General features: G+C 61.3%; 23 protein-coding genes and 1 pseudogene. 14 read left to right on the plus strand and 10 right to left on the minus strand.

Translation table 11 applies throughout. The features are described from left to right. Window positions 1–17 precede the first annotated feature (17 nt). The 3 genes from LDN90_RS11315 to LDN90_RS11325 all read left to right on the plus strand — a co-directional run bounded on the left by LDN90_RS11315 (window position 18) and on the right by LDN90_RS11325 (window position 3,575). Window positions 18–482: a pyridoxamine 5'-phosphate oxidase family protein gene (locus LDN90_RS11315; protein WP_223949129.1), complete on the plus strand. Its 465-nt coding sequence runs from the start codon at window positions 18–20 to the stop codon at window positions 480–482. Between the two features lie 84 nt (window positions 483–566). Next, a complete protein-coding gene (locus LDN90_RS11320) occupies window positions 567–1,634 on the plus strand; it encodes a zinc-dependent alcohol dehydrogenase family protein (RefSeq protein WP_223949130.1) in 1,068 nt (355 codons plus the stop codon). Between the two features lie 72 nt (window positions 1,635–1,706). Further along, window positions 1,707–3,575 carry a heavy metal translocating P-type ATPase gene (locus tag LDN90_RS11325; RefSeq protein ID WP_223949282.1) on the plus strand — a complete coding sequence of 623 codons (1,869 nt, stop codon included), beginning with the start codon at window positions 1,707–1,709 and terminating at the stop codon, window positions 3,573–3,575. Here LDN90_RS11325 and LDN90_RS11330 read toward each other — a convergent pair. After that, the gene (locus tag LDN90_RS11330; protein ID WP_216923634.1) at window positions 3,514–3,936 is read right to left on the minus strand and encodes a pyridoxamine 5'-phosphate oxidase family protein; all 423 of its coding nucleotides are present in this window, start codon (window positions 3,934–3,936) and stop codon (window positions 3,514–3,516) included. The two genes, LDN90_RS11325 and LDN90_RS11330, sit on opposite strands and share 62 nt — an antisense overlap. 205 nt (window positions 3,937–4,141) lie before the next feature. On the opposite strand from LDN90_RS11330, the gene pta reads away from it, so the two are divergent. Continuing rightward, window positions 4,142–6,217, plus strand: coding sequence for a phosphate acetyltransferase (gene pta, locus LDN90_RS11335; RefSeq protein WP_223949131.1), 2,076 nt, complete (start codon window positions 4,142–4,144; stop codon window positions 6,215–6,217). Here the strand turns inward: pta and LDN90_RS11340 are convergent. Then, entirely contained in the window at window positions 6,214–6,672 is a 459-nt protein-coding gene (locus tag LDN90_RS11340; protein WP_216923636.1) for a universal stress protein, read from the minus strand. The genes pta and LDN90_RS11340 overlap by 4 nt on opposite strands. A gap of 54 nt (window positions 6,673–6,726) precedes the next feature. Further along, complete coding sequence (locus LDN90_RS11345; RefSeq protein ID WP_223949132.1) at window positions 6,727–9,336, minus strand: cation-transporting P-type ATPase; 2,610 nt, start codon at window positions 9,334–9,336, stop codon at window positions 6,727–6,729. Between the two features lie 136 nt (window positions 9,337–9,472). Here LDN90_RS11345 and LDN90_RS11350 point away from each other — a divergent pair, with 136 nt between their 5' ends. Further along, window positions 9,473–9,991, plus strand: a complete 519-nt coding sequence (locus LDN90_RS11350) for a pyridoxamine 5'-phosphate oxidase family protein (protein WP_216923638.1) — start codon at window positions 9,473–9,475, stop codon at window positions 9,989–9,991. A gap of 49 nt (window positions 9,992–10,040) precedes the next feature. Here the strand turns inward: LDN90_RS11350 and LDN90_RS11355 are convergent, their stop codons facing one another. Further along, entirely contained in the window at window positions 10,041–10,853 is an 813-nt protein-coding gene (locus LDN90_RS11355; protein ID WP_216923639.1) for a universal stress protein, read from the minus strand. A 166-nt stretch (window positions 10,854–11,019) separates the two neighbouring features. On the opposite strand from LDN90_RS11355, the gene LDN90_RS11360 reads away from it, so the two are divergent. Next, entirely contained in the window at window positions 11,020–12,192 is a 1,173-nt protein-coding gene (locus tag LDN90_RS11360) for an acetate/propionate family kinase (RefSeq protein WP_223949133.1), read from the plus strand. Between the two features lie 8 nt (window positions 12,193–12,200). After that, window positions 12,201–14,600 (plus strand): phosphoketolase family protein, encoded by a 2,400-nt coding sequence (locus LDN90_RS11365; RefSeq protein ID WP_223949134.1) that lies wholly within the window; start codon window positions 12,201–12,203, stop codon window positions 14,598–14,600. On the opposite strand, the gene LDN90_RS11370 is transcribed toward LDN90_RS11365, so the two are convergent. The 3 genes from LDN90_RS11370 to LDN90_RS11380 form a co-directional block, all read right to left on the minus strand. Then, entirely contained in the window at window positions 14,597–16,048 is a 1,452-nt protein-coding gene (locus tag LDN90_RS11370) for a multicopper oxidase family protein (RefSeq protein WP_223949135.1), read from the minus strand. The two genes, LDN90_RS11365 and LDN90_RS11370, sit on opposite strands and share 4 nt — an antisense overlap. Further along, window positions 16,048–16,305 carry an SHOCT domain-containing protein gene (locus LDN90_RS11375; RefSeq protein ID WP_223949136.1) on the minus strand — a complete coding sequence of 86 codons (258 nt, stop codon included), beginning with the start codon at window positions 16,303–16,305 and terminating at the stop codon, window positions 16,048–16,050. The genes LDN90_RS11370 and LDN90_RS11375 overlap by 1 nt, the downstream gene beginning before the upstream one ends. A gap of 73 nt (window positions 16,306–16,378) precedes the next feature. Then, window positions 16,379–17,149 carry an SDR family oxidoreductase gene (locus LDN90_RS11380; protein WP_216923644.1) on the minus strand — a complete coding sequence of 257 codons (771 nt, stop codon included), beginning with the start codon at window positions 17,147–17,149 and terminating at the stop codon, window positions 16,379–16,381. Between the two features lie 127 nt (window positions 17,150–17,276). On the opposite strand from LDN90_RS11380, the gene LDN90_RS11385 reads away from it, so the two are divergent. Next, window positions 17,277–17,732, plus strand: a complete 456-nt coding sequence (locus tag LDN90_RS11385) for a DUF1003 domain-containing protein (RefSeq protein WP_216923645.1) — start codon at window positions 17,277–17,279, stop codon at window positions 17,730–17,732. A 166-nt stretch (window positions 17,733–17,898) separates the two neighbouring features. Then, window positions 17,899–18,369 (plus strand): hypothetical protein, encoded by a 471-nt coding sequence (locus LDN90_RS11390; RefSeq protein ID WP_223949137.1) that lies wholly within the window; start codon window positions 17,899–17,901, stop codon window positions 18,367–18,369. A gap of 176 nt (window positions 18,370–18,545) precedes the next feature. On the opposite strand, the gene LDN90_RS11395 is transcribed toward LDN90_RS11390, so the two are convergent. Further along, window positions 18,546–19,505: a helix-turn-helix domain-containing protein gene (locus LDN90_RS11395; RefSeq protein ID WP_223949138.1), complete on the minus strand. Its 960-nt coding sequence runs from the start codon at window positions 19,503–19,505 to the stop codon at window positions 18,546–18,548. A gap of 185 nt (window positions 19,506–19,690) precedes the next feature. Between LDN90_RS11395 and LDN90_RS11400 the strand changes: the two genes are divergently transcribed. The 4 genes and pseudogenes from LDN90_RS11400 to LDN90_RS11415 all read left to right on the plus strand — a co-directional run bounded on the left by LDN90_RS11400 (window position 19,691) and on the right by LDN90_RS11415 (window position 22,955). Beyond that, window positions 19,691–20,725, plus strand: a complete 1,035-nt coding sequence (locus LDN90_RS11400) for a carbon-nitrogen hydrolase family protein (protein ID WP_223949139.1) — start codon at window positions 19,691–19,693, stop codon at window positions 20,723–20,725. Between the two features lie 33 nt (window positions 20,726–20,758). Beyond that, window positions 20,759–21,813, plus strand: a pseudogene (locus tag LDN90_RS11405) (phenylacetaldoxime dehydratase family protein). A gap of 273 nt (window positions 21,814–22,086) precedes the next feature. Continuing rightward, window positions 22,087–22,641 carry a hypothetical protein gene (locus LDN90_RS11410; protein WP_223949140.1) on the plus strand — a complete coding sequence of 185 codons (555 nt, stop codon included), beginning with the start codon at window positions 22,087–22,089 and terminating at the stop codon, window positions 22,639–22,641. A gap of 155 nt (window positions 22,642–22,796) precedes the next feature. Continuing rightward, entirely contained in the window at window positions 22,797–22,955 is a 159-nt protein-coding gene (locus LDN90_RS11415) for a hypothetical protein (protein ID WP_216923649.1), read from the plus strand. 9 nt (window positions 22,956–22,964) lie between these two features. Here LDN90_RS11415 and LDN90_RS11420 read toward each other — a convergent pair whose 3' ends face one another. Then, entirely contained in the window at window positions 22,965–24,194 is a 1,230-nt protein-coding gene (locus LDN90_RS11420) for a beta-ketoacyl-[acyl-carrier-protein] synthase family protein (protein WP_223949141.1), read from the minus strand. A 65-nt stretch (window positions 24,195–24,259) separates the two neighbouring features. On the opposite strand from LDN90_RS11420, the gene LDN90_RS11425 reads away from it, so the two are divergent. Then, complete coding sequence (locus LDN90_RS11425) at window positions 24,260–24,871, plus strand: TetR/AcrR family transcriptional regulator C-terminal domain-containing protein (RefSeq protein WP_223949142.1); 612 nt, start codon at window positions 24,260–24,262, stop codon at window positions 24,869–24,871. 20 nt (window positions 24,872–24,891) lie between these two features. Here the strand turns inward: LDN90_RS11425 and LDN90_RS11430 are convergent, their stop codons facing one another. Continuing rightward, window positions 24,892–25,479, minus strand: coding sequence for a TMEM175 family protein (locus tag LDN90_RS11430; protein ID WP_223949143.1), 588 nt, complete (start codon window positions 25,477–25,479; stop codon window positions 24,892–24,894). Window positions 25,480–25,509 lie beyond the last annotated feature (30 nt).

A 25,509-nucleotide genomic window follows, 5' to 3' on the forward strand; every position in this document is an offset into this window, starting at 1 on the left:
GCGTTAGCGTCGAGGGCATGAACGCCAAACCTGATCCCGTCGTAGAACGCCTTGCTCCAGACGAATGCTGGACCCTGTTGGAGCAGACCAACGTTGGCCGCCTGGCGGTCTTGGTGGATGGACACCCTGACATCTTTCCAGTGAACTACGTCCTGGACAGAGACAGCATCGTCTTCCGTACGGGAGTGGGTACGAAATTCTGGAGCACAATGACCACGCCTTGCGCCGTGGAAATCGACGGCTACCGGGCTGACAGCGGAAAGGCCTGGAGTGTGGTGGTTCGAGGCCGGACGAACCTGATCCTGGACCATCAGGAAAGAGCCGGCGTAGACGCGCTGGGACTGGATCCTTGGCAACCAGGCAGCAAGGACTTTTACCTGCGCCTGATTCCGGAAGCCGTCACTGGCCGCCGCTTCACGACCAAACGACCGGACCTTTGGGGAACCCCCCTGAACGACGCCCGTACCGCTACTTTCCACTAACCCACTTCCAAACTGCCCTGCGCGCTCGCCGGATGAAACGCCTCTGAGGCTATACAGAGGCCATACAAAGAACGGACCAACACTATGAAAGCCCTCGTTTACGGCGGTCCAGGCACCAAAGCATGGAAGGACGTTCCGGATCCGGGCATCGTCGAACCCACTGATGCGGTTGTGCGCATCGATACGACCACGATCTGCGGCACTGATCTGCACATCCTCAAGGGTGACGTACCAGCGGTGGAGCCTGGACGGATCCTTGGCCATGAAGGCGTGGGTACGGTCACTGAGGTTGGCAGTTCCGTCAGCGGCATCAGGGCAGGAGACCGTGTGATCATTTCTTGCATCAAGTCCTGTGGACACTGCGTAAATTGCCGCAAGGGGCTGTTTTCGCATTGCCTCGGAGACGAAGGGCAAGTGGGTACGGGCTGGATCTTTGGTCATCTCATTGACGGCACCCAGGCGGAGTTCGTTCGCGTTCCCTATGCGGACAACTCACTCCACAAGATCCCGCACGGCGTCAGCGACGATCAGGCCGTCATGCTGTCGGATATCCTTCCCACGGCCTTCGAAATCGGCGTGCTGGACGGCCGCGTAGCCCCAGGCGACATAATCGCCGTCGTGGGTGCCGGACCCATTGGCTTGGCGGTCATGTCGACGGCGGGACTCTGCGGAGCGTCGACGATTATCGCCATCGACTCCAACGAAAGCCGCCTTGAAAGGGCTTCCGATTTCGGGGCTACGCACACCGTCAATCCGGAGAGCCCGGATTGGATCAGCGACGTCCTGGCCCTCACAGACGGTGCCGGCGTGGACGTTGCCATGGAAGCGGTAGGGCTTCCGGAGACTTTCGAGATGGCATTGCGGCTGGTGCGTCCAGGAGGCAACGTGGCCAACATCGGCGTTCACGGGAAGCCTGTGGAACTGCCCCTGCAAGACTTGTGGATCCGCAACATCAATATCAGCATGGGCCTGGTCAATACGAACACTACCCCGATGCTGCTGCGCCTGGTTGCCCAGCACAAGCTGTCCGCTGAAAAGTTCGCCACGCATCACTTTCCCCTCGACCGGATCATGGATGCCTACGACACCTTTTCACGGGCCGCCGAAACGGAGGCACTGAAAGTGGTGCTCAGTAGGAATCCCCATGACTGAACGTTCGCCGTGAGAAATCGCCTGGTGTCGCTGGCTGTGCGTTTCCCGCTGGTGGCCTGCACGGTGTTGGCTATGCTCGGCGTGGCAGCGCTGGCTATCAGCGGCAATAATGCTGCCGCGCAGGGGACGGCCACCATTTACGCGCTCTCGGTGGCGCTCTACCGCGCCGGGAGCATGGTCAAGGGCCTCTTTCAAGGGCGGTGGGGCATTGACCTTCTGGCCGTAACGGCTATTTGTTCCACGGCGGTTGTGGGGGAGTACATCGCGTCCTTGGTTATTGTTCTCATGCTGACCGGTGGCGAAGCGTTGGAGGATTTTGCCCACGGCCGCGCCACCAGGGAGCTCCGATCCCTGCTGGAGCGCACGCCGCGTATCGCCCACCGGGAGGAGGCCGGTGGAGTTGTGGAAGAGGTCGGAGTCGACATCGTTGGTCCCGGTGACATCCTCTTGGTGAAACCGGCTGAAACGGTCCCCGTGGACGGCAGGCTGTTGTCCGACGCCGGGACCTTTGACGAGTCCGCGTTGACAGGGGAAAGCCTCCCTGCCGAGAGACTGGCGGGTGACTTGCTGCTCAGTGGCTCCGTGAACGGCGCCGACGCCATCCGGATGGTGGCCACATCCTCTGCCAGTGACTCCCAGTACAGCCAGGTTGTTGCCCTGGTGAGGGAGGCCGCAGCGAGTCGTGCTCCCACGGTGCGACTGGCTGACAGATACGCCGTGCCGTTCACCCTGATTGCCTTTGTCCTTGCCGGGGCGGCGTGGTGGCTCAGCCAGGATCCGGTCCGGTTTGTGCAGGTGCTCGTGGTTGCAACACCATGCCCCTTGCTGATTGCCGCGCCCGTCGCCTTCCTCGCTGGCACCAGCCGCGCTGCCAAAGCCGGAGTCATTATCAAGGATGCAGGCACGTTGGAGCAGCTCAGCCGCGTGAAGACTGCTGTGTTCGATAAGACAGGCACGCTCACCCAGGGCAGACCTGTCCTGACCGGAATTCGCCTCGCTGCCGGGGCAGTGCTGTCACAGGACGATCTGTTACAGCTTGCAGCATCGGCTGAGCAGTACTCGTCCCACATCTTCGCGGCGTCGGTCATTGCGGCAGCCCGCGAGCGGGGCTTACCGTTGCTGCCGGCGACGGGCGCCAACGAACACGCCACCAATGGTGTAGGCGCTCATGTCGGATCGCGGAGAGTCTTGGTGGGAAAGCCGGGGTTTATCAAAGAAAATACGACAGGCTTTGAAAGAACGCCCTTGGAAGGAGGGCAACTTGCGGTCTACGTGGGTGTTGGGGAAAAGTTTGCCGGCACGCTCATCATGAGTGACCCTTTACGGGCCAATGCTGTGGAGACACTCGCGGAACTCCGCAGGCTCGGGGTCACGCAAACCATGCTCCTGACCGGCGATACCTCGTCCACCGCCCAGCACATTGCTGACTCCGCGGGGATCGGTAATGTCCAGGCAGAATGTCTGCCTTCCGACAAGGTCGCCGCCGTTGCGGCCATCCCTGTGCGACCGGTCATGATGGTTGGTGACGGCGTTAACGATGCCCCCGTCTTGGCTGCGGCCGACGTCGGCATCGCCATGGGCGCCAAAGGCGCCACTGCAGCGAGCGAATCGGCGGACGTGGTCATCATGCTCGACGACCTCTCAAGAGCCGCGCTTGCGGTTGACATCGGCCAATACACCATGCGCATCGCCCGCTTGAGTATCTGGACAGGAATCCTCCTGAGCTTTGGCCTGATGGCCGTGGCAACGTTGGGCGTGATCCCCGCTGTGGCCGGTGCGCTGCTTCAGGAATTCGTGGATCTGGCGACCATCCTGAATGCGCTCAGGGCGCTCGGCCGGCGGCCGGGAAACAGGCGCCCCACGGCCCAGGCCCCAGCAGTCAGTAGCGCTCGGGTTCGTCCCCAAGTTCAAAGTGACGGCCCTGGACCCGCGTTGGAGTGATCTCCACGTAAGTGTATTTGCGGGTCGGGATCCATGGTTTGAGAGGCAACTTATCTGCCTCGTCGATTTCCGACTGCGACTCGATCACGCGTGCCGTGCCTTTGAGGACCACGCTCCAGGCTTCCGCGTCAACGATCTCCTCCACTTCGAAGGCAACCTTCTCGTTGACGGTCAACTCGGCCAGTTTGGTTCCCGGATTCGTCCTGAGGAGCAAGCGCCGCTCGTGGGCGATGAAGTTCAAGGGGTAGATGTCCGGTTCGCCCAGGACGCTGACGGCCAAACGACCATGCTGGTTCCGTTCGAGGACTTTCCATGAGTCGGCTTCCGACAGGACAGTGCCTGGTCGCTCGTCATTTTCCACGGTCTTTCTCCTGCACCTGACGTAGGGGCCGCAGGGCTGGATGGCCTCTGACAGCTGATGTCCGCGATCCTACGGCTGGCTGCGTTGACCACAACAGGGTCAAAGGTCCTGTTGGCCGGCGGGGCACCATGACCTAAGTCTCTGGCGTCCAGGCCCTGTTCGGGAGAAGCTATGAAGCAGCCGGTTCAGGTCTGGAGGGAGATGCATGGTCCAGGGCGTTTATGTCGCTTCCGTTGCCCCGGGCTCCGGCAAGTCGCTGGTGGCTTTGGGGCTGGCCGATGCCCTGCATCGCAGGACGGGTCGTCTGGGATTTTTCCGGCCGTTCGTCAACCAAGCCGAAGCTCAACAGGACCCGGTCATCTTGATGCTTCGGCGACTCTACGAACTGGGACCGTCACGTTGCCGGAGCGGTATGCCCTTGACTGCAGCAAGGGCCGACGTCGCCGCAGGCCTTCAGGACGAACTGTTGTCGTTGATGCTCAGGGAATACACGGAGATCGCGCACGGGTGCGATGCGGTGGTGGTTGATGGCTCGGACCTCCGCGGAAGCGACTCCGACAAGGAATTGGACCTCAACATTCGGCTGGCGAACAACCTTGGTCTGCCCGTCCTGGCTGTGGTTGGCGCACAGGGGCTCCCGGCGGAACAGACAGTTGGCGCCGCGGAGGCAGGCATCAGGCAGTTCAAGGCGGCGCATTGCCCGGTTCTGGCGTTGGTGGTGAACCGTGTCGATCCCGGCGTGATGGACGAGGTCTACAAAGCCGTCAGGGCTTCTGTAGGGGAGGTCCCTTCCTATGTGATACCGGAAGTGCCCGGGATTTCCACCCCGACTGTGGCCGACGTCGTATCTTCCCTGGGCCTCACCCGTCTATCGGGCAGCACGGAACTGGACCGTGACGTGGGCAAGATCAAGGTGGCGGGGATGAACGTGGACAACTTTCTTCGGACCTTTCGTGCAGGCGACCTGGTCATCGCTGCCGGCGACCGATCCGACGTCATGATGGCTTGCCTGGCCTCTGCTTTGGCGCCCGATCTCCCTACGCCCGCGGGCATTATCCTGGCGGACGGTTTGCTGCCAGGTGCTCAGGTATTGCCCTTGTTGGACCGTGCACCGTTCCCCGTCTTCGTGGACTCGAAGGATACGTATGCCACGGCACAAGAGGTGGCAGGAGTGCGCAGTGAAATCCACACTGGGGAGAACCGCAAGCTGGCGGCGGCTCTGGGCGTTTGGTCCCGCTCCATCGACGAAACCGAAATGCTCGATCGTTTGGCCCTGCCCCATCCTGCGACGATGACGCCGCTCCGCTTCCTCAATGAGCTGATCGAAAAGGCCCGGAAGCAGGAGCGAAGGATTGTCCTCGCCGAGGGCGAAGAACTGCGCGTTCTGCGTGCGGCGGAGATCCTTCGACGCCGGGACGTTTGCAAGGTGACGGTGCTGGGCAACGTAGCTGGGGTCAGGGAGCTCGCTGAAGCCCATGGCATCGACGTAAGTGGCCTCCAGATCCTTGATCCGGCCGGCTCACCCCTCAGGGAGCGCTTTGCTGCCGAGTATTGCCGCTTGAGGGCGCACAAAGGAATGATCATGGAGCGTGCCCGGGAAATCATGCTTGATGGGGCATACTTCGGCACCATGATGGTCCAACTCGGTGAAGCGGACGGCATGGTTTCCGGCGCCGCCCACACTACCGCCAATACCATTCGGCCGGCCTTGGAGTTCGTGAAAGGCCGGAAGGGGGAGGGCCTGGTGTCCTCTGTCTTCTTCATGTTGTTTCCGGACCGGGTGTTTGTCTATGGAGACTGCGCCGTGGTTCCTGAACCGAACGCCGATCAACTCGCGGAAATCGCCATCGCCTCGGCTGACACTGCTTCCCGTTTCGGTGTGGAGCCGAGGGTGGCCATGCTTTCCTACTCGACAGGAGGCTCTGGATCAGGAACTGCCGTAGACAAGGTGCGTCTGGCCACGGAACTGGTCAGGGCGGCGCGTCCTGGGCTCCCGGTGGACGGGCCTATCCAGTACGACGCGGCGGTGGATGCAACCATCGCGAGCTCCAAGTTGCCGTCGTCCGCAGTGGCAGGAAAGGCCACTGTTTTCATCTTTCCCGACCTCAACACCGGCAACAACACCTATAAGGCGGTGGAGCAGTCCTCCGGTGCTGTCGCCGTCGGGCCTATCCTTCAAGGACTTCGTAAGCCCATCAACGATCTGTCCAGGGGCTCAACCGTGGAGGACATCATCAACACGGTTGCCATCACTGCCGTCCAGGCACAGGAGCCAAGCTAGGCTTCTTCCTCCGTAGCCACCACAAGAACCGGGCAGTGGGCATGGGCTGCGCAGGCCTTGCTGACCGAGCCAATGGGCTGGTTAAGGAAGCCCCCCGCGCCGTGCCTGCCTACAATGAGCAGTTGGGATCCGCGGCTTTCCTCGACCAATACCTTCGCAGGTTCGCCAAATTTCACGGTGACGGTCAGGCCCTCGGGGCGGGATTCGCCGAAAGCGCGCTCAAGTGCCTCATCCACCAGTCGCCTGGCCGTGTCCTCAAGCTGTGACGTGAAGCGGGTCAGCTCATGTTCGAAGCGGGATGCCATGTAGAAATCCGACATTCCGATGCACGTGATGACGTCGATCGGCCCACCCAGTGTGGATGCCATCCGGCCTGCCATTTCGAGGGTCTTCGAGGAGTATTCGGAGCCATCGACGCCGACGACGATTCGATTCGGCCGTGATTGTGAGTTCATGGGACCAGCTTGACGCTGGGCATGATGCAACGATAGGGCCGAAGGACATGTTTTTCAGGCAGACGAAGAGGTTTCGCTGTGCCTGTGACGTAGCCGTTTGTAGAGCCAATCGACGCCGAGAACGCCAGGAATAGCAAGGACAGCTACAGTCCAGCCCGCAGCGGTAGGCGGCGCTTGTCCAAGGATTCCGGCAAGAGGGGGAACGAACAGGAACACGGCCAGCGCCGCCAATTCAGCGGATACCGCCCACAGCAGGAGGCGGTTGGTAAACCAACCCTGCTTCCACGGGGGAGCCGTTGCGCTCCTGCAGGCGAAAGCGGTAGCCAGTTGGCCCAGCACGACGGCGGCAAACGCAGCCCCGGACGCTGACATCAGTACACCGGGATCCCATGATTGACCCCGAACCCAGCCGCTGCCGAACAGGACCGTTGAAAACGCCGCCATTGCGATCAAGGCTTCCGTGGGCCCCATCACGGCAAACACCCGCAGCATGAGGTGACGGTCCAGGAGGTGCCGTTTTTCGGGGGGCCTCTTCAATACCCGCTTTCCCGGAGCCTCGGCCCCGAGAGCCAAGGCAGGCAGCAGATCTGTTCCAATGTCCAGCGCCAAAATCTGAAGGACACCAAGCGCAAGGGGAAACTGGCCGCCTGACAGGGCCCAGATAACGAAAGGTGCCAATTCCGCTACGTTGTCGGTGAGGTGGTAAGTGAGGAAGCGGTGAATGTTCGAGTACGTTGCCCGCCCTTGCTCGATTGCGGCCACGATCGTGGCGAAATGATCGTCCAGGAGAACCAGGTCCGAAGCTTCGCGGGCAACATCCGTGCCGCTGAGGCCCATGGCTACTCCGATATCGGCCTGGCGAAGCGCGGGACCGTCGTTGACGCCGTCTCCCGTCATCGCTACCACATGGCCCCGTGCCTGCAGCGCCTTCGCCACTCGAAGCTTTTGCTCCGGGGAGACTCTGCTGACCACTACTCCATCGCGGTCCAGGAGGGCACCTAGGATTTGCTCATCTCCGGGGAGGTCCGCGCCTTGGACAACGAGGTTGTCCGGACCCATCAGGCCAATCTCCCTGGCGATTGCCCCGGCCGTTGATGGGTGGTCGCCAGTGATCATTGCTATCCGGATTCCGGCCCCTCGTGCTGCCTTGATCACGTCACCCACGTCCGGCCTTGGCGGATCATGAAGTCCGATGAGCCCCAGAGGTGCAAGGTTGCGTTCGGCGTCCTCTGCCGATCGGTCCAGCCAGTCCGAAGCCGTTCCTGGCAATTCCCTGCTTGCCACTGCTATCACACGCAACCCGCGGGAAGCCATCGCCTCCACGGCACCAGCCAAAACGCCTGAGGTGTCCGTGCACAGTGGCAAAACGGATTCCGGTGCCCCCTTGACGTACAGTGTGGTCCCGGCAATCACGGACTCCCGGCGCCTGTCGGCGTCAAAGGCAAAGCGTCGGATGATTTTGACCGTTTCAGGCTCACGTCCCAACAGCCGACGCGCAAGGGAATCAATCGCCGCTTCCATGGGGTCGCCGCTGGCCGTCCAGCCGCCTTCGTGGTGCACCGCCCGTCCCTGCGACGCTACCCGTGCGCCCAAGGCGGCCAGCAAAGCCATGCTTCGTGCCTGCCCTTCGATCCGTGCTTCAGGCCCGTAGCCCTCGCCCACGATCTTCACCGGACCGTCGGCAGTGAAGACCTCGACGGCGTTCATCCGGTTTTGCGTCAAGGTTCCCGTTTTGTCCGTGCAGATAAAGGTTGTGGAACCAAGTGTTTCTACTGCCTCCAGGTTGCGGACCAGCGCTTGTCGTTCAGCCATGCGCTGTGCTCCCATAGCCAGTGACAAAGTGACGGTGGGCAACAGACCCTCCGGAATCAGCGCAACGGCCACACCGATGGCAAACAGAAACGAGTCGCGCCAGACGATTCCAACCAAGAGGGAAACGACGAAGAAGACGCCTGCCACGCTCAAGGCGACGAATGCTACGAGCCGGACGATCCTTCGGAGTTCCATGGTCAAGGGAGTGGGTGGCGGTTTGGTGCCGCTCGTGAGGGCGGCAATCGCGGCAAGCTTGGTGTTGCTGCCTGTGGCGGTGACAATGCCTTCTGCTTCGCCGTTGACAAGGAACGTTCCGCCCCACGCCGGGTCATTGGTTCCTTTCGGCACTGCTGCGCTCTCACCCGTCAGCATGGATTCATCTGCCGTGCAGTTTGATGCCGAGACAAAAACGATGTCGGCGGGAAGCCTGTCCCCAGCTGCCATAATGACGAGGTCTCCGGGGACCAGCTCACTGGCATGGACGCTTTGGATCCTGCCATCACGCCGCACATTTACTTCGGCCGGGAGGAGGCCCTGAAGCCGTTCGGCTGCGTGCTGGGCACGTTCTTGCTGGATGTGGGCGAAGACCCCGTTGACGATGACAACAACGATGATTGCCACGCACAGCTGCGGCATGCCACCGACGTATGCCAATACCGCTGCGACCCACAACATCAACGCGAAGAAGTGTGTCAACTCGCCCAGCAGCTTTCGCCACTGAGGCACCCTCTTGGCTTGCGGCAATATGTTGGGTCCCGCTTCTGCCAACAACTGCGCAGCCATGCGGGAACTCAGGCCGTCGGTTCCGGTGACCGCAGGCGGCGGTGCGGGGGGTTTGTTCCCTAGGGCCATTATTTCTCCAAAAACGGGACGCCTGTTCGATGTAAGGCTCCACGTGTGACCCGGGCACGTCTAGGGCCAAAGGGCACGGTTGGGAAAGGACCTTCTGCCCTACACGGGCCTCGCCCTAAGCGTTAGGCTCGGCGCCATGGAGAACACATCACGGGACCAAACCACATCACCGGACCAGGAAACCAAAGAACTTAGTGTCCACGACTGTTGGAAGTATCTGCAGTCCACATCCACGTGCAGGGTGGCACTCATCAACGGAGACGTTCCGGAAATCTTCCCGGTCAACTACATCCCCAATTTTGGAACCCTGCTGTTCAGGACAGGGCAGGGAACCAAACACAAGGCCCTCCGCGAAGGGGCAGTGATAGCAATGGAAGCCGACGGGTTCAACCGCTACGGGACCATCGCCTGGAGCGTCATCATCAAAGGACGTCCCGAGTTCGTGACCCATCCCGAAGAAATCCAGGAAGCGGTGGATGCAGGTTTGTCCCCGTGGCAACCCGGACCCAAGGACATTCTGGTGCGGGTGACGCCAACGCATATCAGCGGCCGGCGGTTTGTCATCACGCCGCCCTCGAAGTGGTGGCCGCCCTTGGACCCTGCCGCGTCTGACGACGACGTGGCAGCGGAAGGGGACGACGCCGGAAACCAGTAGGTGGCATGGCCCGGCTTGTCCTGTGGCCGGTTTGTTTTGCGGCCCGGTCTCAGGAGGGCCGCGTCAGGATGGTGGGGCACTGGACATTCAGGAGCACGTGCTGCGCCACGGAGCCTAGCAGCACCCGAAGGCCGCCCCGCCCCCGACAACCCATGACCAGCAGCCGGGCATCCCTGGCAGCAGCCACCAGCGCCTCTCCGGGGCCGCGGCTGGTGTCCAGCCTTTCCCGCACGGATACTCCGGGGTGGCGTTCTTTCACGTTACGGACGGCGTCAGCCAGAACATCGCTATCGCCGGAAACGCTGGAAGGGCGGGGATCCGGACCCGAAGCATGAACGATGACCAGGTCTTCATCCATGCGCTGTGCCTCACTCGCTGCAAGGTCCAAGGCAACTAGCGAGTCGGAGGATCCGTCGACTCCGACCACCACGCCTTTGCGAACTCCGGATGCCATCTCCGGAACCACAGCAACCGGGCAGTTGCTTGTCACTGCGATCTGGAAACTGACGGAACCGTATCCCTGGCCCTCCGTCCCCGGCCCGCGGTCGGTTCCAGCCACGAGCATGTCCGCTTCCGAGGACAGGCCGGCGAGAGTTTCCGCGGGTTCTCCTGACAGTTGCGTGGATGAGACTTCCAAACCGGGATAGGCCTGCGCAATCCGCCCGGATTCGCTCCCCAGCAGGTCCTCTGCCCGTTCGATGGCTAATTTGCGTTCGCTGCGCGCGGGAAACGCCCAGTCCGGCGGCACCACGTGCACAAGGTTGAGCGCCAAGCCAAAGGCATCAGCATGTGCGGCTGCCCAGTCTGCGACGTTCCGGCCAGCCTTGGAACCATCAAGGGCTGCCACGATCTGCTTCTTCACGTAACGGCGTCCCCTCGCATATCCCAACAGTGATCGTTTCCACTATCTGCGGGAGAGGTTGCCACCGCAAGGGCCGGAAGGCCTTTCCGCCAGCTGCCCGAGTGCGTTAGGGTCCTCGAGAGAGAAGGAATCACCTTTTCATCGACCTCGCCGGGGAGGAAATCGCGTGCATGTTCTCGTGCTGAATCCCGGTTCTTCATCGCTCAAGTACCACGTGCGGGACACCTCGGTACCTGAAGCTGAAGCAAGCGTGCAGGCCTCCGGGCAAGTGAACTGGGCGCCTCAGGTTCGCTCAGACCCATCCCGTCTGGACGAAGTTTTCAACGTGATAAATGCCGGTTTGGCCAAAAGCACCGAAGCGGGCCATATTGAGGCAATCGGCCATCGCGTGGTGCACGGTGGCGACCAGTTCAGAAGGCCGACACGGGTCACAGCGGATGTGGTTGCGGCCGTGGAAAGACTTGGTGCTTTGGCGCCACTGCATAACCCCGCGAGCGCGGCCTGCATGCGGACTGCGGGCATCCGGTGGCCGGACGTTCCCCAAGTTGCCGTATTTGATACTGCTTTCCATGCCTCGATACCGGAGTATGCGGCACGTTACGCCATCCCCGAAGACGTCTACAAAGCGCATAGAGTCAGGCGCTATGGGTTCCATGGGATCTCAGTGGAGATGGCTTGCCGTGACGCAGCTGGTTTTTTGGGGGTACCAGGTTCCTCGCTCAATTCTGTTGTTGCCCACGTCGGCAACGGGGCCTCGGTTACAGCCGTCAGGGGTGGTATGAGCGTGGATACGTCCATGGGAATGACACCGCTGGAAGGCCTTGTGATGGGCACGCGCTCCGGGGATATCGACCCCTCGATTGTCCTTTTGATGCAGCGAGAGGGGGCAACGCCGGACGAGGTTGATGAGATTCTTAATCACCGCTCGGGCATGCTGGCCTTGGCTGGTACCGCAGACATGCGGGACGTTGGTGCGGCCGTCGAACGCGGCGAGCCCAAGGCAAGCCTGGCCCTCGATATCTACGCCTATCGTCTTGCCAAGTACATTGCTGCCTACTCAATGGTGGTTGGCCGGCCTGATGCCCTCCTCTTCACAGGTGGCGTGGGCGAGAATTCCGTGGCCTTCAGAACGAAGGTCCTTTCATGGCTTATGCCCTTGGGGCTTGCCATGGATCAGGACAGGAACCTGTCCCCGCGTCAAGGAATCCGCGTGGTGAGTGCAGATGGTTCGTCATTTCCCGTCCTCGTGGTTCCCAGCGATGAGGAACGGGCCATAGCGGAAGCAACTGCTTCGCTGCTCGAGGAAGACACCAAGGATAGAAGGGGACGGAGAAGATGAGTTCTGGCATGGAAAGCAACACCTCTGGTTCCCACAGTGAGTCCGAAGATTTCGAACTCCTCAACCGGTATTGGGCCGCCGCGAATTACCTTACCGTGGCACAGATATACCTGCAGGAGAATCCTCTCCTGCGCGAGCCTTTGCAACCTCAGCACATCAAACCGCGGCTTCTGGGTCATTGGGGGACCAGCCCAGGGTTGTCGTTGATCTATGCCCATCTCAACCGCCTCATCCGTCGCACGGGCGCGGAGGTCCTGTTGGTGACGGGCCCCGGTCACGGGGGACCGGCCATCGTTGCGAATACGTATCTGGAAGGCAGTTATTCGGAGGTTTACCCGGCGGTGGGGCGGGATTTGGAGGGACTCCGACGCCTGGTCCGGCAGTTCTCGACGCCGGGTGGTGTAGGCAGCCATGTCGGCCCTGCCACACCTGGTTCCATCCACGAAGGCGGTGAACTGGGGTATTCATTGATGCATGCCACCGGCGCGGCCATGGACAATCCTGATCTCATCGTTGCCTGCGTTGTTGGCGACGGGGAGGCGGAGACAGGGCCGTTGGAAGGCTCGTGGAAGGCGCCTTCTTTCATCAATCCGCTCAGGGATGGGGCCGTTCTTCCGATTCTCCATCTCAACGGGCATAAGATTTCCGGGCCTACTGTGCTTGGCAGGCGGTCGGACTTGGAGGTGGCCGCGCTGCTCGAAGCGCATGGTTGGGATCCAGTGGTCGTGTCCGGCAAGGATCCGGGAATTGTTCATCCGGCGCTGGCGTCCGCCATGGATTCGGCGTACGCCTCCATTCGTGCCATACAGTCACACGCGCGTCACCAAGGCGTCGACCGTCCCTCCCGGTGGCCCGCCATCATCCTGCGCACGCCCAAAGGCTGGACGGGACCACACGTGGTGGATGGTCTACCAGTCGAGGGAACCAGCCGGTCGCATCAAGTTCCCTTGTCTGGAGTGCGGGAGAAGCCCGAACACCTGGCACAGCTGGAGGCCTGGATGCGGTCCTACCGGCCGGAGGAACTTTTCGACGCCGAGGGGCGGCTGATCGCCGAACTTGCCGGGCTTGCTCCCGACGGCGGTCTTTGCATGGGAGCGTCGGCTGCGGGACGGGGCGTCGGTGGCAAGGGCCTGCTGATTCCGGACCTTGCCCGGTACGCCGTCGAAACCCTGCCCCGGGGGCAAGTAATGCATCAGAGCACCAAACCGCTGGGGGAGATGCTCCGGGACATCTACCTTGATACTGCCGATGACCCGAGGTTTCGCTTGTTCTGTCCGGACGAGACCAACAGCAACAGGCTCAGCGCGGTCTTTGAGGCCACAGACAGGTGCTTGCTGGAGCCGCCCGCGAACCCGGCCGCTGCCGATGATCATGTTTCCGCCAACGGGCGCGTGATGGAAGTCCTCTCGGAGCACCTGTGCCAAGGATGGTTGGAGGGATACGTGCTGACGGGCAGGCACGGGTTGTTCGCAAGCTACGAGGCGTTCGCGATGGTGAGTGCCTCGATGACTATCCAGCACGCCAAATGGCTGCAACATTCCCGCGAGCTGGATTGGCGGCCGCCTGTCCCGAGCTTGAACATCCTGTTGACGTCTACCTGTTGGCGGAACGACCATAACGGCTTCAGCCATCAGGGTCCGGGTCTCATCGACACCGTCTTGTCGCTGTCCGGCAACGTCATTCGGGTTTATCTTCCACCGGACGCCAATACTCTGTTGGTCACCGCCGAACACATGCTCAGCAGCAAGGACTATGTGAACCTTGCCGTCATCGACAAGCAGGAGCACCCCCAGTACCTGACGCTTGACGAAGCCCGGAAGCACGCAGCAGTAGGAGCTTCTACATGGGGTTGGGCAGGAAACGAAAGGCCAAGCATGTCCGATCGTCCGGATATTATCCTGGCATGTGCGGGGGACGTTCCAACCCAGGAAACCCTGGCCGCGTCCTGGCTTCTCCAGCGCTATATCCCAGGGCTCGCCGTCAGGGTCGTTAACGTCATGGATGCCATGGTCCTGCCGCCTCCCGGGACGCATCCCCACGGACTTCCGGATGAAAAGTTCGAGGAACTCTTCACGGCTGACGTCGATGTGGTGGTGGCCTGGCATGGGTATGCGCGGGCTCTGCATCAATTGCTGCATGGCCGCCCCCGTCCGGAAAGATTCCATGTGCGTGGCTACAACGAGCAAGGGACCACCACAACACCGTTCGACATGGTGGTGTTGAACAAGGTCAGTCGCTATCACCTTGCCATGGAGGCGCTTCACCGGACCCGCGGGCACTTCTCAGGTTCGGAAGAACTTGTGAGGCACTGCCAGGGTCAGCTTGAGGCACACGCCTCCTACATCAGGGAGCACTTTGAAGACTTGCCGGAGGTCAGAGACTGGGTGTGGACGGAGCCAGGTTCCTAGCGGACTTCGATCACGCCCATCATGCCTAGGTCCTCGTGGTCAAGGATATGGCAGTGGTAAACGGAACGGCCCGTGAAGTCAGCGAAAGACACCCGCACCTTCACACGACCGTTCGCCGGAACGTTCACCACGTCCTGGAGCCGCACTCCCTTCACCATCCGGTCATTCACCTCGGTGACTTGCATGGGCCAGATGTGAAGGTGGAAGGGGTGTTCCATCGGGCTGTCATTGAGCAACGTCCACTCTTCCACTGTGTCCGCGGAGGCTGTGATATCCGTTCTAGTGGGGTCGAAACGCTTGCCGTTCAAGGTGAATCCCATCATTCCCATACCCATTTGGGTCCCGAATGTCAGCTGGCGATGGGCGGCAACCCCGGAGAGCCTTAGATCGAGTGCCTCGCTGGCCGCGGGTACTGCCGTTCCAGACGTTTTCCGCGCGCCCGATACTCGCAGGAGAGCCAAAGGCGTAGCAGCCGCTGGAGGCACGCCGGCGGATCCACCAGGACCGGCCATTCCCCGCACACTGCCCCGATCGTAAGGGGCGGCCAGGAGGACTGATTCGCCAGTTACCGTCTCAACCAGTATGTCTGCCCGGTTGCCGGGAGCCAGAAACAGTTCGTCTGTATCAACGGGCAGCGGGAGACGTCCTGAGTCGGTCCCAATCAGGCGGACGTGCTGGCCGTCAAGCCTAAGGCGAAGGTGCCGGGAAGCGCACGCATTAATGACTCGCCACCGTTCGGTATCCCCTGGGGGTGCCGTCAGTTGGGGATTGAGCTGGCCGTTGACGAGAAGCAGTTCGCCTTCCCGGCCCAACATCCGTTCCATCGGGGACGCCGGATGGATATTGCCAAGAGGATCCAGGGTCGTGTCGGAAACCAGCAGGATACGTTCCAGGCCTGCGTTCGTGGCCTCGGGGTCCTCTACGATGATTGCGCCGTAGAGGCCGGCAAAGACCTGGTCAGCCACACCGCCATGATGATGGGGGTGGTACCAGTAGACGCCCGGCGGGTGATCCCTCGGGAGCCGGTATTCATAATCGACGGCGGTGCCCGGATCAACTCTGATGAAAGGATTGTCACCGTTGCCTTGGGGTGAAACATGCAGCCCATGCATGTGCAGGTTGGTCGGTTCACTCAAGTTGTTGATGAGACGGATTTTCAGAACGTCTCCTGGCCGGATACGAAGTGTAGGTCCAGGTATTTCTTTGTTGTATGCAAGCGCTGATGCCTGGCGTCCAGCTAACAGCAGGGAGGTACCACCGGCCTCAAGCTGGACGTTCAGCGAGCCATCCGAACTCTGAAGAACAGACGGATATTGCAAGTCCGCCCCCGCAGTGGGAACGGAGCGTTGTGATGCCAGCGTCAGGGCAAGGCCGGTTCCGCCGGTCACCGTACCCGCCAAACCCAAGCCGCCCAGCAGCAGCGCCGAGCGCCGGCTGAGCGGCCGCATCACAGGTCCTCGCCGAGGACCTTGACCCGGTCGCGGTACTCTTCCGCGGTCAGTTCTCCCCTCGCCAGACGCTCATCCAGGATCCGGCGGGCCGTACTTCTTCCTTGGGGTGTTCCGTTCGTGAAGTGGCGTGGTCCTGGTCCATTCAAGCCGCCAAACATCCTCACCACCAGAAGCACGAGTATTGCCAGGCCGATGAGCATGAGCAGCCCCCACAGCCACATCCAGCCGTTGCCCATCCCATATCCCCACATCATGACAAGCACCCCTTCCCACAGGGAATCGTTAATTCGAACTAGCTGACGCCGCGGTCGGCGCGCATATTGGGCCTTAGGTGGCGGACCAACCGTTGTCGGAAGGGAGCACGCACCCATTGATGTTTGAACCGTCCCGGCTCAGCAGGAATGAGATCGATGCGGCGAGTTCATCGGCCTCGGCAATTGGTGGCACATTGGCTTGCATTAAGGGCCCAAGAACTTCCACCGCAAGTTGGGACTTGAACTCGGCGTGGATGTTGGTCCGCGTGCCGCCAGGGCAGACAGCATTCACACGGATACCCCTGCGCCCGTACATTACCGCCGAACTGCGGGTAAGTCCGATGACTGCATGCTTCGATACGGTGTACGCCGCACCCGCCGCCGAGCCACGAAGCCCTGCCTCTGACGAGACATTTACTATTGATCCGGATCCGGCATCAAGCATGAGGGGGACTACCGCGCGCATAAGCCGCATCATCGATGTAAGGTTGACGTCCAGCACCCGGTTCCACGTCTCATCGTCCAGCTCATGAACCGGCTGGAAACTGTCCATGATGCCGGCAACGTTCGCCAATGCGTCCACCCGTCCATTCGCAGCGGCGACAACGCGACGCACGGCATCTTCCGTGCTGATGTCACCAGCCACCGGCACAAGGCTAAGCTCCGGATGCTCGGCAACAAACCGGTCCAGACCGTCCAGGCTGAGGTCACTGGCAATGACACGACCGCCCTCGCGCGCGACGCGCAACGCCGTTGCCCGGCCAATGCCGGACGCAGCGCCGGTGACAATCACCGTCTGGCCGTCGAAGCGGGCGGGTGTGACAACTTCCTGCCATTCGGGCATCGGGTTCTCCTTTTCTTCAGTCCGGGGAGGGACGCACAATCTCTTCATCAACAGCGTGCGGCGGCCTCGCAACGCTCAACAAGTGCTGAAAGTCCCTATGCTGCCTCCCAGGCCCTACGCTGTGCTCATGAGTGAGCGAGTGAGAACGTGGCATGGACAGCACAAGGCTGGGTTGAGCCGAGGTGAGCGCGCAGCCGATGTATTGCGGAATGGCATGGGCAGCTGGACTTTCGTTGGGGCCTTCGTCGCGTTCATGGCTGCCTGGGCCGCCATCAATACCTATCTATTTGCTACGCAGGCCTGGGACCCTTATCCATTCATCCTGCTGAACCTCTTCCTATCCATGCTGGCGGGCCTCCAAGGCGCCATACTGCTCATTGCCGCGAAACGGCAGGATGCCATAGCTGCCGCCATGGCCCTCCATGACTTCGAAACAGATGTGCAGGCAAAGGCAGAAATCGATCGGCTCATGGCGGTAAACAACCAGCAACTGGAACTGCTGGAAGAACTCAGGGCCCTCCTGCTCAGGCCAAGCCCAACGGGCACGGAAGTGGATATGGGCCGCGAGGAGTTTGGCGAGTAGTCAGGCCTTGGATTCTCGCCAAACCGTCCAAGGTGGGAGGACCCGGCGGCGTACCAGGCTCAAGGAAGCGTTTGTTGGCATGCCTCTACGTGTGGCTGCGCTCACTGCTACATTGTTTCCGATGGGGGTGCATAGGGTGCTTCCTGCACGTCCGATGAGTTCCCGTATGAGCATTCAGATTCCGCGCCCTGGCGATATTCCCGTAGCGACAGCTGACGACGACCCGAAGAAGAACCGCAAGGCCCGTACTTCCATTGGCATCGGCCTCATTACTGTCGCCGTGATCAGCGCGGCGGCAATGATTTGGCTTTATTCGCTGTACGGGGCAGGGCTGGCCACCCTCAGTGATAGCGACAGATCAGAACAAGCGGTCTTCGTTACACTCAACATCTTCTACTTCCTGGCGTTGGTGGTGGTTGGTATTTGGAACATCGCTGCCCGGCGCAGCACATCCAAGCTGCCGCCCATTGCCGCACTTGTTTTGTCGTGCCTCGCGCTGACGTTCACGGTTATCAACGTGCTTGACTTTGCGACAACCAGCGGCAGGATCCCGAGTCTCTTCATGGTGTTCCTGAATGTGGCCATCTGCGTTCAAACGATCAGGCTGTTGCTGGTGAAGCCAACGGCGGGTATGTGAATCTCACCGGAGCCCACCAGGACGGCTGCGTAGTTCCCACGGGAGCATCCCGGATCAACCGGTTTCAGCGGTACTGAGTGCGCGCCGTCGGACGTCGGCCCAGGTTTCAACACCGTGTGTTGCCTGCAGCGAGAAGTTTTGGGAGCTAGCAGATGACGTGCTCCGAGCGAGCGGTCTTAGTCGGTTGAAGGCGCTTCTGTTGTTGGCCGCAGCAATTCCGAGGGCGCATGTCCGTACCGCTGGCGGAAGGCCCGGCTGAAGTGCGCAGGGTCTGAGAAGCCCCAGGTTAGGAACAAGTCAGTCAGTGTGCCGCCATATTTTCCGGTCAACAAGGTCTCCCGGATCCGGTGCAGACGTTGCTGCCAGACCCAGCCCATCACTGTTTCACCGTCCGCTGCGAAGGCGCGGTGGACGCTGCTCGGAGACAAGTGAAGCTCTCTTGCGATGGATTTGATACTCAGGGACTCGTCGCCCAGGTTTTCGAGGATATGGGTTTGCACGAGCTTGCGGCGCGAGAAGCGGTCCGCGTCCGCGACACCCCGGGTTAGGCCGCCCAGGCCAGCAACAATCAGATGTTCCACGCCTTGGGAGACCGATAAGGCGACATCCGGCGAGAGGGCGTCAATATCGTTGGCTAGGAACTGCACTGTATTGACCAGCAGACGCGCAGCCCCCGGATCGGCGTTCACTGCCAGTGCAGTGAGTCTTGCGGCTTCGGGCAGGTGTCGCTCCAAAGCAGTTCTCGGAAGCCGGATCACGAGTTGCTCAAAGTGATCGGTCAGCAGGAGTGAATACGGTCGGCTGGTGTCATAGAGGGCGAACCCGCCGTTGTGGATGGCGGCCGCGCGCCCATCCTGGGTCACCAAGCATGAGCCTTCGGTTTGCATGCCCACCAGATAATAGTCGTCGGAGGAAGCATCGATGGCAGCTGGCGTGCGGTGGACGGATTGCGCAGAGGCGCGAACTCGGGCCAAGTCAAGGGACGCCAAAGACTGGACAGCTATTTCACCGTCTATGGACTCGCGGCCGTTGCCGGCCCTGCAGTCGAGCTCAACGAAAGTATCAGAAACGGTCTCCGTCCAGAACGAAACCCTGTTTCGGGGAGGCACCGCCGCTGTGCTCACAACCTTGGCCATGCCTAATCTTACTGCCACGCTGCGCCCACCCGTCGGCTGGTTCGTTAGGCAGATGTGGTGCGGGCAAACGTGACATTCGCAGTCAATGCTCCTGCGATTCTCGATCAAGAATCCCTCGACATTGGGTCGTAGCGTGGACACACATCCACTCTTGTGAGTAGCATCACATCCCTTAGGAGATCGCAATGAATCACCCCAAATTCAAAGCAGCGGCCGTTCAGGCAGCACCTGTATTCCTTGACTTGGACAAGACCATCGATAAAACGATCGCCCTGATGGAGGACGCGGCCCGGAACGGTGCGGAGCTGATTGCCTTCCCTGAAACCTGGCTCCCGGGATACCCGTGGTACGCTTGGCTTGATGCCCCGGCGATGTGGCTGCCGCAGTACACCCAGCGCTACTTCGATAATTCGCTGGAATACGGCACGCCCCGGGCCGAACGGATCTCGAAGGCCGCCAAGGACAACAACATTGTCGTGAGCATGGGCCTCAGTGAACGAAACGGGGGCAGCCTGTATATCTCTCAATGGTTCATCGACCGCGATGGGCAGACCATCGCCCAGCGCCGAAAGCTGAAGCCGACCCACGTGGAGCGCACAATTTTTGGCGAAGGCGACGGAAGCGATCTCGCTGTCTGGGACACCAGGCTGGGCCGAGTCGGCGGACTGTGCTGCTGGGAGCACCTGCAGCCGCTGTCAAAATACGCAATGTACGCCCAGAACGAGCAGGTACACGTTGCTGCATGGCCGAGCTTTTCCCTCTATGAGGCTGGCGCTTACGCCCTTGGCCCCGAAGTCAACACCTCCGCTTCGCGGATCTATGCGGTGGAGGGCCAGTGTTTCGTCCTGGCTCCGTGTGCCACCGTATCCCAGGATATGGTGGACGAAATGTGCACCACGGACTTGCAAAAGGCACTTCTCAAGACCGGCGGCGGATACGCCCGCATCTTCGGGCCCGACGGTCAGCAACTTCACGAGTCCCTTCCGGCAGGCGAGGAAGGCCTCATCTACGCTGAGATCGATCTGGGCCTGATTTCAGTGTCGAAGGCCGTCGGGGACCCCGCAGGCCATTACTCCCGCCCCGATGTCACACAGCTAATCCACAACAAGGCTCCTCGACGTGCCGTGGTCGATACCGCTCCGCCTTCGGACCCCGCGCCAGCCGTTGAAAGGACACACGGCGCGGACGAGCCGGCCCTTCCAGCAATGGCCGAACTCTAGATGGCACGGGGCAGCGACGAGCAGGAACCAGCAATGGAATCCTCAATCGCGGCGCACCTCCGGGTCGAACGGACGCGGTCCAAACGTGTGGGGGACAACTATGCCCCGCCCTACCCGTCATACTCCGTGCGCTTCGCGGAAGGCGTCAGCCAGCTTGTCTGCGCCTTCTTCGGCGTCCAAAGCAAGCATCCGCTCTCCAGCGAGGCCAAGGTAGCCTCTGCTGGAATGTGGGAACTATGCGCACAAGAAGACGGACCGATGTCCCGTGAGTACGCCGTCCACACGGACGAACAAGGCTTCGATAACCAGGTCATCATCGCCTACTGGGACGACGCGGACGCTTATGGGCGCTGGTTTCAAAAGCACAGGAATGCATTGATTGGCGCTGGACTGGAACTTGCAGATCACGGCCGCTGGATCGAAGCGTTCAGTCCGGAAGCACGTGGCTTCGAGACCCTGTACTCGTCCAACACCTTCCCGGAAGGGGCTGCAAGGGTTGCCACGGGGGGATACAGCGGGGAAATCCAGGAACACGGGTACTGGGGGAGCATGCGTGACCGTCTCCCGATTGCACAAACAGAGGCCCTGGAGCCTGCCGGACGCCCGTACGCCGCCGAGAACTCCGGCATCGTCCGGGTGGAGCCCCACGATAACCTGGCAATTATCCGTTCCGGCCAAGACTGGAGCCTCTGTGAAGATGCAGAACGTGCCTCCTATTTCGGCGACGTGGAACCCCAATTGAAAGCAGGGATGGACTTCCTGACGTTGGACGGCGAAGGATCGGCTGTTACGCGAACAGGTACATGACCAGCAGCGACGGCGACGGTTCTGCCCTTGAACAGAGCTTCGGCCTGAGCTTCTGGCACAGCCTGGAGGACATGGAGAGATGGGCGGAGTCCCACCCCACCCATGTCGCCATCTTCATGGCCGCCATGAAATTCCTGCAGGCAAACGCGGGCGCCAGGCTTCGCCTCAGCCATGAAGTCGCGACAGTCTCACGCGAGCAGCAATACTACGAGTACAACAATTGCCATGTCACAACAGGCATGCTCGGCGCATGCAGGCCCTTGGGGGTCAGTCACGCCTGACACACGGACAAGATCAGCAAGGCGGGCGGCCAATTCGAACTGTCCGCCCGCCTTCACGGTTCACGAATCAGTGGCGTAGGGTCAACGACCGGTCCAGCATTCCGCGATTCCGCTGATCCGGCAGAGGCACGAGGTACCCATCGCGTTAGTCGAACCGCCAGAGCTGAACTCGACAACTGGATACACGGCAGGGACTTTAACCCGCATCAGCAAGCCTGTCGACCGGCCATGACCTGCAAGGCAGGCTGTGAAGACATTCAGGCCAGGGGGACCATGATGAAATACTCACGCAACGCGGCGACTATCGCGGCACTGCTCGTGCCTGCCCTTACCGGGTGCCAGCCAGCGGTCGGGCCGGTAACGGTGGTATCCGCCGCATCGGTGCCAAGCCCGTCGTCGTCCGAACTGGCGGCTATCGTCCAGACGGCTATCGAGGATCGCAACGGCACAGCCCTCGATGTTCCACCGGCCGAACGCCTCGACAACGGGCAGACGACGGCGGCCTACCGGGCGAAGCGCGAGCGGGACCTCTCGGTGGTGGCCCGGTCGAAGGCAGCGTTCAAGTCGAGCGGATTTTGGTATACGTCCTTTTCGACGACGGTGACGGTGCAGTCGCTCGAAGTGAGCGGTGCGGAGGTGAGTGTCCACTTCAAGGAATTGACTGAGGAGTACCAAAGCTCGGCTGCGAACGGGCCGAGCAGCGTCCCCACGGTCTACTCGCTCCCGCAGACCGCTCTATTCCGGGCGTCCGCGGGCACTTGGCAGCTAGATAGCATCGCCCCGTCCGAGCACGGCGGCGCGCTGCCGATGTCAGTCGTCGAGGACTGAGAACGGCACGATCGAGGATCCTTGAAGGGCTGGCCTCGGGTGCATCCTTCACCGGGTGGAACACTCGTCAGCGAAACGGGGCGCGCCTTCGCCCGTCCCGGGGAATCGCTGGTGGTTTGCGTAGCATGGGGGCTCAACGACTATTGGGGGTAGCAATGAATTTAAGTCCAGCCTTCGGAATTATCGGGATCCTTTACGCGGTCTTCATGATCGCGGTGGCCGTCCTGGCCGTATACGCCCTGGTCCTGGTCGTCATCTTCTTACGGCTAAGGATCGCTGAGCTGAAGAGGGCAGCGCGGGCCCAGGACGGCTGATATTGCTGTTTAGCCCTTGCTGAAAATCAGGCTGACGTTCTGGCCGCCAAATCCGAACGAATTGGAGAGTGCTGCGGGAGATGTTCCGCGGCGTTTTGCGGTGACAATGTCCAGCCCGAGTTCCGGGTCCACGTTTCCTTGGTGAAGATTGCGGGTGGGAGGGATGACTTCCTGTGCGACGCTCCGGACTGCGACGATGGCTTCAACTGCGCCGGCGGCCCCGAAGAGATGTCCCAGGGAGGCCTTGGGTGCCGTCACCGGAATGGTGTCGCCAAAGATGGCCTTGATGGCTTTTGCTTCCGCCAGGTCCCCCAAGGAGGTGCCGGTCGCGTGGGCGTTGACGTGGCCCACCTCCGCTGGGCTCATGCCGGCGTCGTTGAGGGCCTTGGTGATGGCGGTGATCTGGCCTTGGCCGTCGTCCGCTGGTGCCGTCATGTGGAAGGCATCGGAGGCAATGCCCACGCCGCGCAGGACTGCGTGGACGGTTGCGCCGCGGGTCATGGCGTGCTCGGCACTTTCCAGCACCAAGATGCCTGCGCCTTCGCCTAGGACGAAGCCGTCGCGGTCTGAGGCAAAGGGGCGCGACGCGGAGGCGGGGTCCGCTATAAGTGTTGAGAGAGCCCTCGTTTGCAAGAAGGCAGCGACGGTGAAGGGGGTTATCGCGGCTTCGGCACCGCCGGCAATGACTACGTCAGCTTCGCCGGAACGGATCAATCTGGCGGCCATCACAATCGCTTCGGCTCCCGACGAGCACGCCGAGACGGGAGTGTATGAACCCGCCTTGGCACCGTAGCGGATGCTGACAGCCGCGGCGGGTCCGTTGGCCATGAGCATTGGTACTGCCCGGGGGGAGATACGGCGCTGGCCGCGGTTCTCCAAGGTGTCGTCTTCCCGGAGGAGCGTGCCGATTCCGCCCACGCCTGTTCCCACCGCCACAGCCAGGCGGGTGCCGTCAACCTCGGGCGAACCGGCATCTGCCCAAGCTTCTGCCGCGGCAACCAGGGCGGCTTGCTGAACCCGGTCCAGTCTTTTGGCTTCGACGGCGTCAAGTCTGGTCGCTGGGTCGGTGGCCATGGATGCGGCGATGGTTACGGACAGTCCGCTGCCCTGCAACATATCCGGCCCGACATCCCGCACGCCTGAACAGCCCTCAAGGAGGCCGGCCCAGGTCGTATCGACCGTGCCACCCAAAGGCGTTGTGGCGCCTATTCCTGTCACAGCAATGTCTCGTGCCCTCATGGCAACTCCTTTTCTTGTATGACATACAAGATATACGGATAATTGTATGAAGTACAATTTTCTGCATGGGCACACAACGCAAGGGGAAACGTCTACCGGGTGGTCCCTCGCAGGCTCGTGGTCACTCGACCAGGGGCCGAATCCTGGACAGCGCGGTGAAACTTTACCTGGCGAACACCTCGGGTGAGGTGAGCGTGGCAGCGATCGCTGCCGATGCCGCCGTGTTTCCCAACCAGGTGACCTACTACTTCGGTTCCAAAGACTCGCTCTTCATCCATGCTGCCTTTCTGGCATTGCTCCACGATGCGGAACGCGTTGAGGCGATCGGCGACAGTGCAGCGAGTCCCGAGTCGTTTCGAAGGAACATGGCCCGAACGGTCCTGATGCTCCCGTCCATGCCGTTGGTGGTGCGCGCCTTGGCAGTGGGAACATCCCGGCCCGCCCTCGCCGCCGTGGTGGATCAGCATCTGAATCTGCTGTTCCGCCAGTCCGAACGCTATCTTGCCCGTCTTGTGAAGCGACGGTGCTGGGAAGTGCAACGTCCCATGCCGGTGGAAACCAGGACGTTCTGGAGCGCAGCCTTCGGAGCCAGCCTCCTGTCGCAGGCCGGTGCTATGGGATCGGGGAGCGACGTGGACCTGTCCGGCACGTTGACGGTTCGAGATGGGAGCCAATGACTATAGGCAGTCCTGGGCGGTCAGTTCTGGTGAGCCCGGGTGACGAAGTGCTCAACCCGGCGGTCAGGAATTAGCCAGATCAGGGCCACGATGGTGTAGGCCGCAACTCCAAGCAGGGGCTGGACGGCGGTGAGTCCAAGGCCAGCGAGGTAAATCAGCGGCGACGTTTTGCCTTTCCAGTCCCAGCCGATTGCCTGCGCAAGGGGGCCATCCCGGCCCTGTTGGCGGATCAGTGCCCGTTCCAGGATGAAGTAGGCGATCGCGGCGCACAGCAAGTTGATCCCGTACGTCAGCACCGGGATCTGCACGAAGCCGGACTCATCCATCCAGCGCGTGGTGAACGGGACCAGTGAAAGCCAGAACAACAAGTGCAGGTTGGCCCAGAGGATCGCGCCGTTGACCCTGCTTGCCAGATGGATCATGTGGTGGTGATTATTCCAGTAAATTCCAACGTAGACGAAGCTGAGCAGATAGCTGAGGACCGTAGGCAGGACGGACCTCAAGCCAAGCCAGGTCGGTTCGTCCGGCACATGGAGTTCCAGCACCATGATTGTGATGATGATGGCAAGCACACCATCACTGAACGCTTCCAGACGGTTCTTGTTCACCGGCCTCCCTCCATGAAAACCAACATCCTA

It is taken from the genome of Arthrobacter sp. NtRootA1, assembly GCF_019976975.1.
GTDB classification, from domain to species: domain Bacteria; phylum Actinomycetota; class Actinomycetes; order Actinomycetales; family Micrococcaceae; genus Arthrobacter; species Arthrobacter aromaticivorans.